The organism is Allorhodopirellula heiligendammensis (genome assembly GCF_007860105.1).
Classification (GTDB): Bacteria; Planctomycetota; Planctomycetia; order Pirellulales; family Pirellulaceae; genus Rhodopirellula; species Rhodopirellula heiligendammensis.
In genome coordinates, this window is sequence record NZ_SJPU01000002.1 from 2075265 (window position 1) to 2092484 (window position 17220).

15 protein-coding genes are annotated in these 17220 nt (G+C 56.6%); 9 read left to right on the plus strand and 6 right to left on the minus strand.

The features are described 5' to 3' along the window. Window positions 1-21: 21 nt before the first annotated feature. Entirely contained in the window at window positions 22-396 is a 375-nt protein-coding gene (locus Poly21_RS17995) for a response regulator (RefSeq protein ID WP_146408257.1), read from the minus strand. Between the two features lie 316 nt (window positions 397-712). Between Poly21_RS17995 and Poly21_RS18000 the strand changes: the two genes are divergently transcribed. The 4 genes from Poly21_RS18000 (at window position 713) to Poly21_RS18015 (ending at window position 4609) form a co-directional block, all read left to right on the plus strand. Continuing rightward, window positions 713-2200: a Gfo/Idh/MocA family protein gene (locus tag Poly21_RS18000; protein WP_146408258.1), complete on the plus strand. Its 1488-nt coding sequence runs from the start codon at window positions 713-715 to the stop codon at window positions 2198-2200. 432 nt (window positions 2201-2632) lie between these two features. Beyond that, window positions 2633-3262, plus strand: coding sequence for a hypothetical protein (locus tag Poly21_RS18005; RefSeq protein WP_146408259.1), 630 nt, complete (start codon window positions 2633-2635; stop codon window positions 3260-3262). 814 nt (window positions 3263-4076) lie between these two features. Then, window positions 4077-4259 (plus strand): hypothetical protein, encoded by a 183-nt coding sequence (locus Poly21_RS18010; RefSeq protein ID WP_146408260.1) that lies wholly within the window; start codon window positions 4077-4079, stop codon window positions 4257-4259. Continuing rightward, a complete protein-coding gene (locus Poly21_RS18015) occupies window positions 4259-4609 on the plus strand; it encodes a hypothetical protein (RefSeq protein ID WP_302119467.1) in 351 nt (116 codons plus the stop codon). The genes Poly21_RS18010 and Poly21_RS18015 overlap by 1 nt, the downstream gene beginning before the upstream one ends. A 169-nt stretch (window positions 4610-4778) precedes the next feature. Here Poly21_RS18015 and Poly21_RS18020 read toward each other — a convergent pair whose 3' ends face one another. The 3 genes from Poly21_RS18020 to Poly21_RS18030 all read right to left on the minus strand — a co-directional run bounded on the left by Poly21_RS18020 (window position 4779) and on the right by Poly21_RS18030 (window position 8079). Then, on the minus strand, window positions 4779-6179 hold the full coding sequence (locus Poly21_RS18020) for a phytoene desaturase family protein (protein WP_146408261.1): 1401 nt from the start codon (window positions 6177-6179) through the stop codon (window positions 4779-4781). A 302-nt stretch (window positions 6180-6481) separates the two neighbouring features. Then, a complete protein-coding gene (locus Poly21_RS18025) occupies window positions 6482-6733 on the minus strand; it encodes an acyl carrier protein (protein WP_146408262.1) in 252 nt (83 codons plus the stop codon). A gap of 86 nt (window positions 6734-6819) precedes the next feature. After that, the gene (locus Poly21_RS18030) at window positions 6820-8079 is read right to left on the minus strand and encodes a beta-ketoacyl-[acyl-carrier-protein] synthase family protein (RefSeq protein ID WP_146408263.1); all 1260 of its coding nucleotides are present in this window, start codon (window positions 8077-8079) and stop codon (window positions 6820-6822) included. A gap of 322 nt (window positions 8080-8401) precedes the next feature. On the opposite strand from Poly21_RS18030, the gene Poly21_RS18035 reads away from it, so the two are divergent. From Poly21_RS18035 to Poly21_RS18045, 3 genes are all read left to right on the plus strand, one after another. Beyond that, window positions 8402-9847, plus strand: a complete 1446-nt coding sequence (locus Poly21_RS18035) for a phytoene desaturase family protein (RefSeq protein WP_146408264.1) — start codon at window positions 8402-8404, stop codon at window positions 9845-9847. 36 nt (window positions 9848-9883) lie between these two features. Then, complete coding sequence (locus Poly21_RS18040; RefSeq protein WP_146408265.1) at window positions 9884-10834, plus strand: ThuA domain-containing protein; 951 nt, start codon at window positions 9884-9886, stop codon at window positions 10832-10834. A gap of 85 nt (window positions 10835-10919) precedes the next feature. Continuing rightward, window positions 10920-11828: an NAD-dependent epimerase/dehydratase family protein gene (locus Poly21_RS18045; protein ID WP_146408266.1), complete on the plus strand. Its 909-nt coding sequence runs from the start codon at window positions 10920-10922 to the stop codon at window positions 11826-11828. A gap of 48 nt (window positions 11829-11876) precedes the next feature. Here Poly21_RS18045 and Poly21_RS18050 read toward each other — a convergent pair whose 3' ends face one another. Next, window positions 11877-12305 (minus strand): cytidine deaminase, encoded by a 429-nt coding sequence (locus Poly21_RS18050; protein WP_146408809.1) that lies wholly within the window; start codon window positions 12303-12305, stop codon window positions 11877-11879. 249 nt (window positions 12306-12554) lie between these two features. Here Poly21_RS18050 and Poly21_RS18055 point away from each other — a divergent pair, with 249 nt between their 5' ends. Both Poly21_RS18055 and Poly21_RS18060 read left to right on the plus strand, forming a co-directional pair. Beyond that, on the plus strand, window positions 12555-13901 hold the full coding sequence (locus Poly21_RS18055) for a S1C family serine protease (protein WP_302119472.1): 1347 nt from the start codon (window positions 12555-12557) through the stop codon (window positions 13899-13901). Between the two features lie 124 nt (window positions 13902-14025). Beyond that, window positions 14026-15276, plus strand: a complete 1251-nt coding sequence (locus tag Poly21_RS18060; protein ID WP_146408811.1) for an N-acetylglucosamine-6-phosphate deacetylase — start codon at window positions 14026-14028, stop codon at window positions 15274-15276. 92 nt (window positions 15277-15368) lie between these two features. Here the strand turns inward: Poly21_RS18060 and Poly21_RS18065 are convergent, their stop codons facing one another. After that, window positions 15369-17216 carry a tetratricopeptide repeat protein gene (locus tag Poly21_RS18065; protein ID WP_302119474.1) on the minus strand — a complete coding sequence of 616 codons (1848 nt, stop codon included), beginning with the start codon at window positions 17214-17216 and terminating at the stop codon, window positions 15369-15371. Window positions 17217-17220: the final 4 nt, after the last annotated feature.

Below are 17220 nucleotides of genomic sequence, written 5' to 3' on the forward strand. Positions count from 1 at the left end.
GCTGCGGCAGCATTGCCGGCGTTATGAGAGTCGACCGAACAACTCCTGCAGGCGGTTAATGTCGATGGGTTTGACCATGTGCTCGTTAAACCCCGATTGAATCGCTTGATCGTGATCGGATTGTTGACCGAGTCCCGTCATCGCCACGAAGTAGGTGTTTTCTAGGTCGTCTCGTTGCCGGAGTTGGCGGACCAATTCGTAACCTGTCATTTCCGGCATTGAAATATCTGAAAAGATCAATTCGGGATGATAGGTGTCCAAAAACTTGATCGCTTCCGCGCCGCCTGCTACCGCTTGGACCTCGTGTCCCATCTTTTGCAGTAAACGTGTCATCACGATTCGCAGCGGTCGCTGATCCTCGACGATCAATATTCGAAAGTTTCGTGGTTCCACCATAGTACTCAGTGTTGTCAGGAAGGCCTGTCATATCGCAGGTCTCGTGAAGGTTCGTCTGGCCGTCGAGTGTTCTCGGGCCCAGCGAGCGATGTCGACAGTTACGATGATCGTGGCCAACAATCCTAGGATCAACAAGCCCCACTGCCAAATGGATCTCCCCTCGCTTGCAGAGCGTCTATCGGCAAGGTCCGAATGCGGCGTGAACCGTGCTTGCGTATAAACGAACCGTGCTTGCGTATAAACACAGCGTATCCAATTGAGTTATCATAGGATTCACGAACTCACACACATGATTCACTGTCCCCAAATTGAGAATATGAACTCGAATCCCCATACAGATGTTCGGCTTTCGTGCCCCTCGACCGCACGGCGTCAGTTTCTTGGCTTCCTGGCTGCTGGTGTTGGCACGGTGGCGATGCCAGGCGTTGTGCGGGCCGCCGCCAACGAAGAGGTTCGCATCGCCTTACTTGGGGCGGGTGGTCGTGGTGGTCAAATTGCCAGTGCGATTGGTAAAACGCCAGGTGCGAAATTGGTGATGGTTGCCGACCCTGATCAGGGCCGTGCCGAGAAGCTTGCTGCGAAATACAACGCGAAAGCCGTTTCTGATCTCCGCACCGCGCTGGATTCCGATGACGTTGATGCCGTCGCGATCACGACCTGCAACCACTGGCACTGTCTGGCTGCTGTTTGGGCGATCGAGGCGGGCAAAGATGTTTACGTCGAAAAGCCGCTATCGCACTCTCAATGGGAAGGCCGTCAAGTCGTTGCCGCGGCGCAAAAACATGGGCGGATCGTCCAATTGGGAACTCAGCAGCGCAGCGACCCCATTCAAATGCAAGCCCGTCAGTTCTTGCACGATGACAAGGCACTCGGAGCGATCCAATACGTGCAAGCCAATCGGCTCGGGCCTCGAGGTTCGATCGGTCGCCGTGATACCCCGCTGAGTCCTCCTCAAGGGCTCGATTATAATCTGTGGCTCGGCCCCGCCGCTGACCAACCCATTTTCCGTAACAACCTTCATTATGACTGGCACTGGGATTGGAACACCGGAAACGGCGAAATGGGCAACTGGGGCGTGCATATTCTCGATGACGTCCGCAACGTTGCGTATCGAGATGCTGTCTCGACGCCCAGCCGATTGATCTGTGGCGGCGGTCGGATTGGTTGGGATGACGCAGGCGACACACCCAATGTGCATTTTGCCTTGTTTGAGACTGAAACCATCCCCACGATCATCGCCCTGAGCAACCTGCCAGCAAAGCCTGGCGCGAAAGGGGCATGGAAGGCCAAGGGGCAAATGCAAATGGATGCTCCCGGCAGCGGTTATGCGGTCGTCTGTGAAGGTGGCACCTATCTGGGGCAACGCGGCCAAGGTAATGCGTATGATGCCGATGGCAAACACATCCGGAAGTTCAAGGCTGACGTCGATACGGTTCCAGCCCATATGAAGAACTTCGTCGACGCCGTCCGCAGCCGCGATGCCGACAGCTTGGCAGCCCCAATTGAGAATGGTCACTACAGTACCGGCTGGTGCAATTTGGCCAATGTTGCCTTCCGTGCCAGCGGAGCGTTTAACGCCGAGCAACTCACCCGGGTCAGTGATCTGCCGCAATGGCAAGCAATTGTCGGTGATATGACCGCGCCGCTGGCTGCATTCGGCGCCGATACGGGGGATTTACTCTCCAGTCCAGTGCTCGAGCACGACCCGGCTACAGAGCGATTTACGGGCGAGCATGCTGACCTGGCCAATCAGTTTTTGCGGCGTGAATATCGTCCCGGTTTTGAAATCAAACCGATCGCGTAGTGGTCTGACGATGTGCCGAGGAATATCTCGGTCGCACATGAGCCGAAAGGTGACTTCGCTTGGCGCGGATGCGTCCGCCGTCAGCGTTTATCCTGGGACGGCATCGCCCATTTCGGACGCCACCGCGATCCTCTCAAATCCAACATGCTGGAGTGACCCACGACAAACCCGGATGGACCAATTTTTTCAAAGGAACCACCGGGAGTGTGACCTCCAGGCTGCACGCTCCTGATTGTAGTTTCAAGCCGAGCCCAATCCTCGCCACAAACCCGGTCATGCGCCCCGGGAGGGCCCGGGAGGGCCCGGGAGGGGAGTGCACAGGTTCGATCTTGACCCCTGATGAGTTCAGTTTGTACATGAGTAGATCGATCGACTCACACGATCTCGACGTTCTCCGAATCAATCACTGGATCCTCGACGGTAATCAATCAAATGAAGCGTCAAATCGCACATTATGGATGTTTGTTCGTGCTCGCCATCGGTGCGGCACAGAGTGGCTGTAGCAAGCAGGAAACCGCCACCGCGCCAGCCGCCGCCGCTCCCACAACCGTCGCGGTCAAGCAAACCCCCGAGCAGGCTTCTGAGGCTGAGGCGGTGGTGAGCCATTTCCTCGACCGCATTCGGCGAGGCGGTGAAAATCATAATGCGATGTCCCTGCTAACTGACCTCGCCCAGTCTGAACTGAAACGCATTGGGCAGGTCGTCCAGCCCATTGGATCCCCCGATGCCCAGTTTAAAGTTACTCGTAGCACGCCCATGCCGATCGATGCCTCGGTCGCTGGAGCGAACGTCAGCGGGCGATTAGTGCATTGCATTTGGACCGAGCCAGCAGCAGAAAATGATTCGACAGCTGAGCCACAAACCTACCAGGTCGTATGGTCGGTGATGCACCAACAGGACGGCTGGAAAATCTCCGGACTCGTGCTGGAAATGAGTGCCGACGAACCTCCGATGGTGCTCGACTTCGAAAATGGCGAGCAAATGGCAAAAATTCTCGGCGGCGAACCCGAGACGCAAACGGCAACCTCGCCAGCTGCTGAAGAAGCCCCTCCCGTCCGCTGAGTTTGGTCGAGTACTCCTCGGCCGTCCCATGATCGCGCACGCTGGGGTCTTCCAGCGCGGGTCGGTGACGTGCATTCGACCGCAATGGCCGATCGCCGAACACTCCCGGTAGCGGACGCAACACTACCGCTGATTTGACAGCTAGGGATCTTGCGATTCCCTTGCTGAGGCGCAGAGAGCTGGCAGGCGTCTAAAATCTATCTCGCGGCGGTGCTCGCGTCCCCGCCGAGACTCTTCTCTCAGCATGCTGCCGTCTGGCACAGCGATTGCTAACTCCCCCCAAACCACTTTGCCTGCGAAGTGGTAGCTGCTCCACCACAGAGGTTAACCTCTGCAGAATGCAACAGCCGCCTCGTCGAGTTGTAGATTTAGGGAGTTTAGGCAATTGACATTGTCTTTAACGTGGCTACTGTAGGCAACAACGCAGAACGAAAGCGGTAAAGTTACCGCAAAGCTGTTCATTGGAATCAGTGAGCGTCGTTTCGTCTCTGTCTCGGTCGGTCCGCAGCGTGTGGCATCGATTGGTGAAAAAATTCACAGAGGTGCTCGGTTGCACCTCATTTGTTTCTAGTGTGCGAACTCGGATCGCACCGAAAACTCCGAAACTTTTGGGAGATTTAGATGAGTCGGAATTTGGTGAAAGGAACGGCCGCCTTCGCATTGCTCGTAGGCGCCTCGGTAGTCTTGAGCAGTCCTGCTGAAGCCGGTTTGTTCCACAAACTGTTTGCAAAGCACAAATGCTGCCAGCCTGCTCCACAGCCATGCTGTGAGCCCACCCCAGAACCTTGCTGCGAGCCAGCACCTGAACCATGCTGTGAACCTGCACCAGCGCCGTGCTGCGAGCCAGCACCTCAGCCTTGCTGTGGCGGCGACGCACACCATGGCCACCACGGCCATCATCATGCGAAACCTGCCCAGCCATGCTGTGGCGATGCAGCTCCCGCAGTCGCACCACAAACGGGTGCTGGCTGTGTCGGTTGCGGTGGCAGCTCGGTAATGGAATCGTCTGACGCAGGCGTTTCTGCAAGCGCCCAAGGTATCGAGCTCGCTCCTGGCGAAACACTCGTTCCTGGTAGCGTGAGCACGACCAGCGAAGCTGCTGCTGAAGAGAAGGCAGATTCGAAGTCCGACGAAGCTGATGCGAAAGACGACGCCGCAGCAGAAGCCAAGTCGACCACCGACGGCGATGCTGTGCCTAGCAGCAGCGACGAAAAAGATGCGCCACCAGCTCCACCGGCTGACAAGGCAGCCGACAAGGCCGCTGATGCCGCGGACGAAGCAGCTGACAAGGCCGCTGATGCCGCTGACAAAGCATCCGACGCAGCTGAAAAAGCTTCCGACATCTAATCCAATGGCCTCGACGAGGCTGTGAGCTTAGACAACCATTTGAAACCTCGCGTGATGAAAGTCATGCGGGGTTTTTTCGTATGAACTGACCGGCGCCCGCTAACCGCGATACGGCTCTGGCTGGGCGGTGCTAAATCGGTAGAAGCGAAATTCCCAACCAGTAGGGCGGCTACGCGTCTTCGAGCAGGCAATGGCGGTTGGCCATGCTGATCCCACTGACAATGGCCCCAACAATGCCGACAAAGCCTTGGTCAGTTCCGCACAGATAGAGATTCGGAAGATGGGTACAGCCATCAAGCTGCTTGTCGGGCGCACCATACACCGCGCCGTTGTCGTGAAATGTGAAACGACGAATGGTTTTTGGTGTGAACACATCCGTCGCAATCACGTGCGAGCGAAAATCAGGCATGAAGCGCACCGCCGAAGCGACTGCGACATCGTACTGAGTCACCTTCTCAGCTTGGTATTTCGCGTCGGACAACTCGCACCAACGGTCGTGATTGGCCAACGTTGTGATTCGCACGACGCCATCGGGCAATCGCCCCTCATCGGCATCGTAGATGTAGTTGTTGGGGCTACAGATCACGCCCGTCCTGGCGTCGCAAAGCTGGTCGTCAGGCCGCCGCCAATGAAACTTTTCCGTGTCGTTGTAAAACACGATTGTGCGGTCAAAGCCCAGATCTTGAGGATCCCGGTCGAGAATGCTGATCGACTCAATGAACGATAGCTGGCCCGCCTTCGCAATTTCAGGCGTCGTGATGTCATCGCACATCCGCATCGTTTCAATATTGCCCGCCGACGACAGGATCCGCTTGCCTTCAATTTCGGTGCCGTCATCAAGCACGACGCCGACCGCCCGACCGTTTTCAACGTGAATGCGTGAGACACCGTGACGCAACTTCAATTCGCCACCGAGCCCTCGGAATTTTCGCACGAGATTCTTCAGGATTGTCCGCACGCCCTTGTAGGGACGTCCGAACCCCTCGAGATAGCAGGCGCGAAACATGATACAGAATTGGCCGAAATCCATATCGTCTTGACGTGCATTGCCGTACCACATCAACGGACAGAGCAGCATTTCAATCAGCAACGGGTCGCTGAGATGTTCACCAAGCACTTCCCGAGCGCTACGCATGAACTCTGGTGAGCCGCCATCCATGTCGGAATAGTCCAAGAGCGATCCACAGAGGGCACGAAAACCATCGATCTGATCAGGGAACCGAGACGCAATCTCATTTTCGAGCAACTCGATATCGTTATTGAAGTCCAGTGAAACGCCTGGAAAACGGATCGAAGAGCCGATCTGCTCGGCGAGTTTGAAGTCCTCCCAACCAAATCGTAACTGCCGAATCAGCTTGGCGAGCGGACCGCGTTTGTCGCCTTTGCGAGCAAAATTGGTCATCGCATGCAGTCCAACATCATAATCTCGACCGCCCATCCGATAGAACGAATTCAGGCCGCCGATCGTGTAATGCCGCTCGAGGATGCAGACGCGTTGATCGAAATGAGCTAGCCGAATACCGGCAGCCAAGCCACTCATGCCCGCGCCAATGATGATCGTATCGTACATGGGAAGCTATGTTTTTAGCTTCTAGCTATTAGCTTCGTGCTGCTAGCGTCGAGCTACGTGCGAGAGGATAGAGGGAAGCCCAACGAGCGACCGAGGCATGAAGAACAGGGCAATGAACCGGCTCGAATCCATCGTAGCCACGGTCGACGGACAGTGGAATCCCGGATTGGGCAGAGGCCGTTACGCCGATGTGTCGTACCGACTCTGGTACCGCGGCGGTGAGCCAAATACCGGCAGGCACCGGGCGACATTGCCCCGCGCCGCCGCCGACGCGTCTGAGCTCACTTCATCAAGATGCTCGCTTAGAGATCTTTCATTTTGGGTTCGAGATAGGTCACCGTCGAATGCATGCTGGCGAGATTTCCGTAGTCTTCTTCAGGAATCTGCACCCGGTGCCGCTTGCGCAACTCCATCACAATATCAAGGAAATCCATCGAATCGAGCTCAAGTTGGTCTCGAAATGGTTTCTGATCGTCGAGACCATCAAGATCCTCATCGGGGGAGATGTCTTCGAGGATGTCTAAGATTTCAACGCGAATTTCAGCGGGGGTCATGGACGCGGGTGGACGTGAGGGAAGGGAAGGGGACCACGGGGGCAATAGTTTCAGGGGCGAAGGGCAATCGCACAAGGCCTATGCGATCAAAGCCGACCGATAATGACCACGGAATTAATACCCAACATCCCGAACGAATTATTGAGAATGTAATCAACACGCTCTTTCTGCTGGGGTTCATTGAGCACCAGACCCGGCAAATCACAATCCGGGTCGAGCTCATCGACATTGATCGTCGGATGCACCACACCGTCCCGAAACGCCATTAAATTGCCTGCCAACTCCAACGCCCCGGCCGCGCCCATCGCATGCCCGATGTAGCTCTTGGTGTTGTTGATCCGGACATTGTCACAGTTCCCGAAAACCGATCGCAGAGCTTTGCATTCCTGCGAATCGCCGCTCATCGTACCGGTGGCATGCGTGCTGAGAATATCAATCTGATTAGGCTCCAAGCCCGCCTTGTTCAGGGCCATCTGCACGCACTCCGCTTGCCGCTCTGGATTCGGCAACACAAAATCGGTGGCGTCAGTATTCATGGCGTACCCCACCAGCTCGCCGTAGAGTTGCGCTCCTCGAGCTTTCGCATCACTTAGCCGCTCAAGAGTGTACAAACAGCCACCTTCCGCGACGACAATGCCATTCCGCTTCTTGTCAAATGGTCGCGAGGCCGCCGTCGGATCCGCATGGGTTGCGAGTGCGTTTTGGCTATTAAAACTCGCAAAGATGCCAAATGTGTGGATGCTTTCGCTGGTGCCCCCGGCGATCGCCAAGTCACATTCGCCCAGCCGCAACATTTGGGCTCCCTGGATGATCCCAGCGTTTCCCGCCGCGCAGGCGGCGCCGATCGTGTAATGCGGCCCCGTGATGCTGAGGTTTAGAGCGATTTCGCCCGCAGGATTGTTAGCAACGGTGCGCGGGTTATGGTGATGCGACCAGCAGCTCGTGTCGTAATCAAATCCCTTGATAATGTAGATCTCGTTTTCGGTCTCGACGTTGCCATGTTCGGTCACGCCGACGTAGATACCGACTCGCGACTTGTCGACATTCTCCCAATCCAAGCCAGAGTCCGCGATCGCCTCATTGGCGGTATAAACGCCCACACTGCCCGCTCGGGTGCCACGGCGAATATCCTTCTTGGACTGATATTTCGTCGCGTTGAAATCACAAATTCCCGCAAGGGTCTTGCCGAAGTAGCGGATCTCGTACGGCTGGACGCCGCTGCGTTTTTCCAGCAGCGCCTCGCGAAAAGAGGCTAAATCATTGCCATTGGGCGAGGTCAAACCAATGCCCGTGATGACAATCCGCTGGTCGTCAGGAAGTTTGGAGGCCGAATTTGGAGCGATCACGTCTTCAACAATGAGGGGTAGCTACGCTCGCCAGAGCGTGGATTTTGAATGGGCTGCGATTCTCCACCGTCTGGCGACGGATGCTACGAAAAATACTTCACAGCGGTGCTCGCAGGGTAGCGTTGGAGCGTCAAAGACTCAACGCCCCGACAATCCAATCACTGCCTAGCAATCGGCGAGCCGGTTCGATCCCTTTTCTGGAAGCATCCCCGCGACGGACAGCGGAATTTCCTTACAATCGTTAACGCTCGCATTTTCGGTGTGCTCTGCGGCACTCCCCGATTCCCCCACCCTCTACGTTTACCAACTGAAGTCAAAATTCATGGCCAAGGATTTTCTCAAAGGGATTGCTGACGAGTACGACGTCGTCGTCATCGGCAGCGGATTAGCAGGGATGACCTCGGCCAATATTCTTGGACGGGCCGGACACCGTGTGTTGCTGCTCGAACAGCACTATAAGCTCGGTGGGTTGGCAACTTGGTTCCTGCGCCCGGGCGGCCATACCTTCGACATTTCACTGCACGGCTTTCCCCACGGCATGATCAAGTCGTGTCGGCGGTATTGGAGTCGCGATATTGCCGACCGCATTGTCCAGCTCAAGAACATTCGATTTGATAACCCGCAATTTTCGCTGACGACGACATTCAACCGTGACGACTTCACGCGTCTGCTGACGACTCGCTTTGGGATCGAAGAGGCAACCGTCAACGAGTTCTTCGATACTGCCCGGGGAATGAATTTCTACGACGACCAAGCCACCACGACTCGGCAACTTTTCGATCGGTTCTTTCCCGGTCGTGATGACGTCGTGCGATTGCTGATGGAACCGATCACGTACGCCAACGGCTCGACGCTCGAAGACCCCGCGATCACGTACGGTATCGTCTTCAGTAACTTCATGAGCAAGGGCGTCTTCATCTATGAGGGCGGCACAGACGACCTCATCGCACGGATGAAGAAGGAACTTACCGCCAACGGTGTCGACATTCGCATCAATTGCCCGGTCGATCAAATTGAAGTTTCGGAAAACGCCGTTCAGGGTCCTCGCGTGGCTGGTGTGCGTGTCCACGGCCGTTCCATCCGGTGCCGCGCCGTCGTTAGCAATGCCAATCTCCGTACCACAATTCTTAAGATGATCGGCCCCGAGAAACTCGATCGCGACTTCGTCGAGCAAACCGAGGCGGTGCGTCTGAACAACTCGAGTACCCAGGTGTACATGGCCCTCAAGCCCGGTGAGGAGATCGATGAATCCAGCGGTGATCTGTTTTTCACCAGCACCGCGAAAGAGTTCCGTACCGACTTGCTGCTCAGCCGTGATATCACCTCGCGAACCTTCAGCTTCTACTACCCGCGTACACGCCCAACCAAAAAAGAGCGTTTCGCGATCGTCAGCAGCACCAACGCGAATTGGTCCGATTGGGCGGATCTCAATCCAGCCGACTACGAAGCGAGCAAGCAAGACCTGGTCGAGTCCACCATAGATGCCCTCGAGAAATACATCCCCGGCGTGCGTGATAAAATCGATCGCGCCGAAGCCGCCACGCCACGAACATTCCAGCACTACACCATGCACGAATCGGGAGCCAGCTTTGGAACCAAGTTCGAAGGGCTCGCCGTCAGCCGGGCGTTGGCACAACAGATCAGCGGTATGTACCACGCCGGCAGCGTCGGCATCATCATGAGCGGCTGGCTCGGTGCCATCAATTACGGAGTCATCGTCAGCAACGAGGTCGACCAACTCCTTGTCCGCGAATCGTTTCCTGTCTGAACAGTCGTCCCTTCCCATCTCCCCACTGAGTTTCCCATGATAACGCTTCCCCGCCTGCTGATTGTCCTCACGCTCTTTCCGCTCGCGCTCTGGACGAACCGAGTCACCGCGCAAGACAGCGTGGATCCGTGGCAGAAGAAGAAATCGGAAGTGTTCAAGCCGCTAACCGATGACACCAAGCAGGCCATCCTCGATGCCGTGCCACAGGCACCGACGGTCAAGCCCCAGGCGGCTCGTAAGATCCTCGTCTTCTATCGCTGCGAGGGATTTATCCACGGATCGATTCCGCACGCTAACGAGGCCATCCGAGCGATGGCTGAAAAGACGCGTGCCTTTGACGTTGATTTCGCCGATACCTATGATGTGTTTACTCCTGAAAACCTTCAGCAGTATGATCTCGTGCTGTTGAACAACACGACCGGAATGCAGTTTCAAAAACCATCGCAGCAGAATGCATTGCTGGACTTTATCGCCGCTGGCAAAGGGCTGGCCGGCATCCACGCCGCCAGCGACAACTTTGGTGATTTCCCAAAGTGCCGAGCACTTATCGGCGGCCAGTTCGGCGGACACCCCTGGGGCGCGGGCGGTAACTGGGCATTCAAGCTCGATGACCCGGACCATGCACTGAACCGGGCCTTTGGTGGCCACGGGTTCTGGCATCGCGACGAAATCTATCAGTACCAACCCAGCACGTATCAAGGCCCCCAGGTGCTACGTTTGCTCGTGAGCTTGGATATGAATCAAGCGGATGTGGCCAACCGCATCGCCGATGGACCGCGTGAGGTGCCCGTGTCGTGGATTCGTACCGCCGGTGACGGACGCATCTTCTACACCAACTTCGGTCACCGCAATGAAACATTTGAAAACCCAGCAATGCTGAGCCATATACTCGACGGCATCCAGTACGCGATTGGTGATCTCTCCGCCGACGCCACGCCAACGGCCGATGCCGGTGACCTCCAGCCCGCACTGGCACCCAACAAGTAGTCGTGTCCCTCTCAGAGACGCCCGCCGGCGTCTCGCACAGATTCGGCTTATCAATGCGATCACTACCACACCACAGGACATCCACATGCGGATAGCACTCACCGGCGCCACAGGTTTCATCGGCCGATACATCGTCAACCAACTCGATAGTGAGGGACATTCGCTCCGCTGCTGGCACCGCGCATCGAGTGACCGGCAAGGCTTTGAATCGATCGACAAACTCACCTGGGTGGAGGGCGATCTGGGTGACCGCCAGCAAGCCGATCGGCTAGTAGTGGACTGCGACGCGGTCGTCCACGCGGCACTGTATCGCCCGGGCAAGGGATTCATGGGTGCCGAAGGCGATCTCATTGAGTTTATTGAGAAGAATGTCGTGGGTACGCTGAAGTTAATTGAGGCAGCTCGCGATGCTGGCGTGGGACGGTTCGTCGTCGTCTCCACCTGCGCCGTCCACGACAAAATACTCACCGATCGTCCTCTCGACGAGACGCACCCCTTGTGGGCCGCCAGCCACTACGGTGCCCATAAAGCAGCCATCGAAAAGTTCGTTCATAGCTTTGGACTCGGGCAAGATTTCCCCATCTGTGCCGTGCGTCCCACGGGCGTTTATGGAGTCAACCATCCCGCCGAGAAAAGCAAGTGGTATGACTTGATCACGAAAGTCGTTCATGGTGAGAATGTGGAATGCTCGCGTGGCGGAAAAGAGGTCCACGCCGCCGACGTTGCCAAGGCGATCAGCATTCTCCTGACCGCCGATGGAATCAAAGGCGAAGCCTTCAATTGCTACGATCGCTACATTTCGGAATTCGAAGTCGCGACGATGGCGAAAGAAATCTCCCAGAGTTCGTCTGAGATCGCCGGAGAGTCGAAACTGCCCAAGCATCAGATTGTGACGGACAAGATCCGCTCTCTGGGCATGGAGTTCGGCCGCGAAGCATTGCTTCGACAAACCGTCACGGACCTGGTCGAGAGTGCCCGGAGCGTGCAAAGGTAGTCGCAGCGGAGATGCGAGCGAAGTGATCCGTTGCGGTTGCCGGCGGATTCAGGACGAGGCGAGGTCGGTATTCGAGAACGCGTCGGGTAGCAATTCCGAAAGACGCCGTTTTTTCTGTTCGCCGTCGATGACATCGACAGTGTATACGAACACGTCCATTCCAAACTCCGCGAGGACTTGGCGGCACGCACCACATGGCATCGCCCCCCCCACACTGGCAATCGCGATCGCCCGAAAATTGCGGTATCCGGCCGCCACCGAAGTGGTCACGGCGACCCGTTCGGCACACTGCGTTAAAGAGAAACTAGCATTCTCCACATTGCATCCCTCGATAATCCGGCCATCGTGCAGCAGCACTGCTGCACCCACATAAAAATGGCTGTGCGGGGCGTAAGCGTGATTGCGAGCCGAAATAGCCGCATGTACCAACCGCACAACTTCGTCTTCGGTGGGAGCGTCGTATTCGGACGCAGCCATTAATTGGGATGGGCGAGCGGAGATACTGGACATAGATAGCCGTCTGAACGAGAGGAGTCGATTCCGCCTTCATGGCACATGTAGTGTAGCAAAGACGAACCGCCAGGCAATCCGCTCGCTGCCCTGAGTGTCGCCGGCAGCTGTCGACCAAACCATCTTTTCCGACTGCGAACCTATCCGCTGCAGTGGTAAATCCCTTAGAATCCCTGCAGCCTGAGTTCCCCTTTGACGCTCCGAGAAATTGTGTCCATGCTGCCACTACACCAAACGACCGCTTACCGAGCGTTCTCCGCGCTCACCTGCACCCTCGTCATCACGCTCATGTGTGCGCTCGCCGCGGCGCAGGAGATTGTGACATTGCCAGGCACTCCGGCAGAGTCCGTCGAGACACTTGGTCCCTCGTCTCCAACCAACGCCAGGGAAACGAAAGCTGACAGCGATGCAGCAGACCAGGACACCGAACAAGAAGATATTTTTAAAAGTGATGCGCGAGCCCTATCCGAAGCATTTCGCCATGCTGCCCGTGAGGCGACGCCCGCGGTGGTGACGGTGTACTCCTATGGCCAAAACTCACAGCAATCCAACCCGCAGGACAACACCCCCGACGACGACGAAACCGCTCCACCCGACGACGAAACCTTCGGCCCCGCGCCGCCTCCGCAAACGGAGGATGAAGGGTATCAGTTGACCGGATTGGGCTCCGGCGTGATCGTCGACCTGATGCCCACTGGTGAACCGTCGACTCCAGCAACTGCCGACAGCGGCACTGCGAAGACGTATTGGGTGATCACCAACAATCACGTTATCACCGGTGCAAAACGCGTCGTCGTGCAGTTTCCCGACGAGAGTGAACTGGTCGCTGAAAACGTCTATGGTGATCCGGACAGCGATGTCGCAGTGCTGCGACTCTCGAGCGAACGCGACCTGGCAATTGCGACGATGGGCGATTCTGACCCTATCGAGATTGGCGACTGGGTTCTCGCCATTGGCAGTCCATTTAAACTGGAGGCCACCGTGTGTGCGGGCATCATTAGCGCCAAGCATCGCAGCATCAGCAAGATCCGTCGCGGGCGACTGTTCCAAACTGATGCGGCCATCAATCCCGGCAATTCTGGCGGTCCGTTGGTCAATCTTGACGGTGAGGTGATCGCGATCAGTACCGCCATCGCCACCCGCAATGGCGGCTACCAAGGCATCGGCTTTGCCATTCCCATCAACCAGGCCCACTGGATCGCCCGCGAGCTGGCTGAGTTCCAGCGGGTGCGCCGGGCCGCCATCGGTGTGACCCTCGCAGATCTGAACCCCAAGCTCGCCAAGAAAGTTGGCATGCCGACTTATCTAGGCGTGCTCGTTGCCCAGGTCATCAAGAACTCAGCCGCTGAGGTGGCAGGCCTCCAAAGCATGGACGTTATTTTAGAATTCGCCGGTCAACGGGTGCAACGCTCCAGAGCATTGCAGCAAGCCGTCGAACAGCAACCCGTAGGCTCGACTCAAGACATCAAGATTTGGCGGCATGGCAAGGAACTCTCGAAGCAGATCGTCTTAGCACCGTCGGACGATCCTACTGCCGTTGACACCGAACCGCCGACCGAATGAGCCAGCGTAGCCGGACACTTGAGTAGCCCGACACTTGAGTAGCCCGACACTTGAGCTCAAAAAATCTGCATCTTAGACCATCCGTTCGCTACTGTCGGATGAGCCGCAACTCAGTGAGGTCGTGATGGAATCTGGTGTCGATCGAAGCTCCGCTGCCAAACCCTTGGTATTCGTCGGAGGCACGGCGATTCTGGCCGATCATCTGCTCTCTAACGCAGTCGTGATTTGCCGCGAAGGCAAGATTGAATCCGTCGGGGATTCGCAGCCCATCCCCGAGGACAGCGAAATAATCGACTTGCAAGGAGTGTATCTGTCGCCTGGGTTCGTGGACCTGCATGTTCACGGCGGCGATGGAGCGGATTTCATGGACGGCGACGAGCACGCCGTTCGCACCGCCGCTGCCGCACACCTGCGGGGCGGAACGACAACCATCTTCCCGACGTCGACGACGGGAAGCCCGCAGTTGATCCACCGGATGATTGACGCCTGCCAATCTGTTTCTCAAGAGTCATTGCAACATCTAGCGAATGCGTCTCCCCTCGCGAATACAACGGCGCTACCGCACCTGCCCGGCATCCATTTGTACGGTCCCTTTTTCGCAGCCGGCAAGGTCGGCTGCCACGATGCCAACGGGCGGCGCGATCCCGAACAGAATGAATATCAATCGTACTTCGATCGTGATTTTGTTCGCATCGCCACCTGTGCCGCTGAGCTCCCTGGGGCGACCTCCTTCTACCGTATGGCTGCCGAAAAGAAGTGCTTGATCACCTGCGGTCATTCCAATTCCAGTTGGACGGAGATGCAGGCGGCCTTCGACGCTGGCATGCGGCACGTCGACCATTTCTGGTGTGCGATGAGTAGCGTCCCCTCGCTGCGGGCGCGATTTCAGGTGCCGATGCAAGCGAGCATGACAGAGTTTGTATTAATGCAAGCTGCGATGAGCACCGAGGTGATCTCCGACGGTTGCCATCTGGCGCCGGAGTTGCTGGAGTTCGCCTATCGCATGAAAGGTCCCGATCGGCTCTGCCTAGTCACCGATGCCAATCGGGCTTACGGGATGCCACCAGGGGAATATGTTTTCGGGCATCGTGATTCGGGGGGCTGGCTGTTCAGCGATGGCAACGTGGGCTGGACCCTCGACCGCAGCAGCTTGGCCAGCTCCGTCCAGGGCATGGATCAGATGGTAGCTCATTTCGCCCAATCCACCTCTGCGACGCTGCCTGAGGTGATCCGTATGGCTTCGCTGACGCCTGCAGAGCGAGCCGGGATCGATCACGAAACCGGCAGCCTGTCTCCAGGCAAGCGAGCTGATCTACTGGTTTTGGACCCTGACTTAAAGATCCAGCAGATCTACGTCCAAGGGCGCCGCGTCTAAGTCGGAGAGAGTCGTTCGGAAAATCAAAGTCGCGGCAGCGACAGCAGGCCCCCAGTAAAAACGAGACGATGCGTGCGAGTACGAACGTCGATTTAATCGTGGGCCAGAGTTCGAAGTTCACGGGCGACTTGCTCGTGCAAGTGGCAGCGTTCAATCTCATCTGCAGCACGAAGGGCTTGGGCAAGGTATTCGTGTGCGATTACAAGCGTCGCGTCAATCCGAAGGGCTTGTTCAAACGCAAGGATTGCGGACTGGGTTTGGTTTGCATTAAGTTCGCAAACGCCCAGCATAAAGTGATCTCCAGAAACTCGACGCATTTGAGTCAACTGGTGGTACCAAGATATCGCCGCTTGGTTGTCCTGAGTCCTCAGTGCGTGCCGCGCCAACACATCCGCCGCGCCGATGTAGGTGTGCGAACCCACGGGCTCAGATCGAATGACCGATTGTGCCAATTTCTCAGCCACTTGCCATTGTTCAGCCGCCAGATACGTATTTGCGAGCGTCGTCCTGACACTCGCGTCTGTGACGCCAGATTGAAAAAGCTCGACCAGTTCGCGTTGCGCAATTCGATATTCGTCTTCCATTGTTTTAGGCAAGTCACCGCTGGTCGCTAGCGAATGCAACGCGAGTAGACGACGGCGGTCCCGCTCGGTGTTGTCCAGCCGATTCGTTGAGGATATTGCGACAAGCTGCGGACTGTCGGCAACCGAACTAGATTCTGACGGCGGAATAGATTGTTTTGCAAGAACATATGATCGGTCATGGACCGCGATTCGGTGGTCGTGTAATGCTGCGTGAGTAACGTTGGTCGATCGCTTCGGCATGTGGCAAGTTGCGCATTGATCGTGCTGCGTTTCGATCCGAACTATTTCTGGCACCGCGCATTTGGTTGACGGTGAGGTATGGCATCCTAGGCAAATCTCTCGATAAACGATTGCCGTTACGGTCGTCGGATGAGGATCGTGACAGGTCACGCACGAGAGCTCTTCGGTCTGCAGAAAGCACTCGCTTCGATGTAGTTGTTCGGTATGACCGACAATGCGAAAGGTTTCTTGATCACCGCGAAGTTGATATTCGGTGACATTGTCAGAAAGCAGTTTGCCAGGCCGAAAGTCCCAGCGATCAAAGTTGCTAGATGAACTCGAAACGATCCCTTGCAAATGACATTGACTGCAGATCGCTTCCCGTTCCGCTCTCGGAATTTCTCCCGGGTGAACGATCGTTCGTTTCATTGGATCTATCTTCTCATCGCCTCGTTCAGCGGCGACGTGATCCGCACCCGATCCATGGCAACGTTCACAAGAGATACTCGCGTGCGAAACAGCAAACTGATTCGCTCGAGCCACATCGGCCCGGATTTGTCCCGCGTGGCAGAACACGCATGTCGTTGTAACGGTGCGATCAAACATGGCCGTATCATCACCATCGAATCCCGGTGACAGCTCCCAACCGACTGATTCGTGATACCACGTAAGCGGTGACTCGATCCAATAACCATCCTGCTGCCCAAGGTAGGTGTGAGCGTGAGCACCGGACCCAATCTCAAGGCCTACCTCGAGCGAATTTTCGGCAAGAGGGGTCCCCTGTGCTGAAAGAACCGACTCTCGGTGTTGCATCCCAGTCGCAATGATTTCCGCTTCATATATCCGAGACGAATCGCCTTTGCGGAAGTGACCTGGGGGCGGCAAATCTTCGGGCTGTATGCGTCGCATCGAGTTCCCGTGAGCCGTCCGCTTAAACGCCTCCACCTGAGGTCGATGGCATTCAACGCAGGCATCCGAACCGATCGATCCTTCGGGCAGTATTTCCCAATCGCGGGAATTACCCTTGGCGACTGCTTTCGGATCGCTTTTGGACAATGAATCTTGCCACCTGAATAACTGCGATGTGTGCCGATCCACCAATTTTTTCGGCCCACAACCGGCACCGACGATCGTCATTGCA